Annotated in this window: 1 protein-coding gene; it reads left to right on the top strand. The window is 73.3% G+C overall.

Annotation, left to right across the window (positions count from 1 at the left end; all coding sequences use genetic code 11):
• The coding region (locus tag DD1DGNOD_RS14285) for a mannosyltransferase family protein (RefSeq protein WP_346434321.1) at positions 1 to 829 on the top strand (829 nt) is incomplete at both ends.

Below are 829 nucleotides of genomic sequence, written 5' to 3'. Positions count from 1 at the left end.
TACGTTGACGATTGCTCACCGTACGCTCACGGCGTCCCGGCGGGAGGCCGCCGTCCTGCCCGAGCGCCCACCCGGCCGGGCTCCCCGGCTCGCCACGATCAGACACCGGTGGCACCGGTGGCACGGCTGGCATGGCTGGCATGAGCTGCCTCTGCGTGAGGTCGCCCTCGCCTGGCTGGCCGCACGCATCGTGACAGGCGCCGCGTACGCGCTGGCCCACTACGTCAGCGGACAACTGGACGGTGCCCGTCCCGCCAGCGGCACCGGCATGGGCAGCGGCAGCGGCGCGGACACCGGCATGGGGCTGACGCTGACCGGCCTGCTCGGCTGGGACGCGGGCTGGTACTCGGGTATCGCCGAGCACGGATACGCCGGGTCCGGCGAGCAGAGCCTGCGGTTCTTTCCCCTGTTGCCGCTGCTCGTGCGCGCCGTCACGGTGCTGCCCGGGCTCGGCGGGCACACCGGCACCGGTGTCGCCCTGGTCGTGCTGGTGAACCTGATCGCGTTCGCCTTTGTGACGGCGCTTGCCCGGCTGGCTCGTCACGAGGGCTTCGACCCCGCGGCGGTTTCCCGTGTGATCTGGCTGGCCTCGCTGGCTCCGCCCGCGTTCGTGCTGGTCATGGGCTACACCGAGGCGTTGTGGGGGCTGCTGGCCGTCGGTGTGTTCGCCGGGATCCGTACCCGGCGATGGGAACTCGCCGCCGCCTGTGGGCTGTTCGCCGGGTTGTGCCGGCCCGTGGGCATCCTGCTGATCGCCCCGGTGGCCCTCGAAGCGGCCCGCGGGATCACAGCGGCCGGCGCCACCGACCGGCTGCGCCGCGCGGTGGCC

It is taken from the genome of Candidatus Protofrankia californiensis, assembly GCF_900634765.1.
Lineage (GTDB): Bacteria > Actinomycetota > Actinomycetes > Frankiales > Frankiaceae > Protofrankia > Protofrankia californiensis.
The sequence above is the reverse complement of the archived record's forward strand: the minus strand, read 5'-3'. Positions and strand labels throughout refer to the sequence as shown.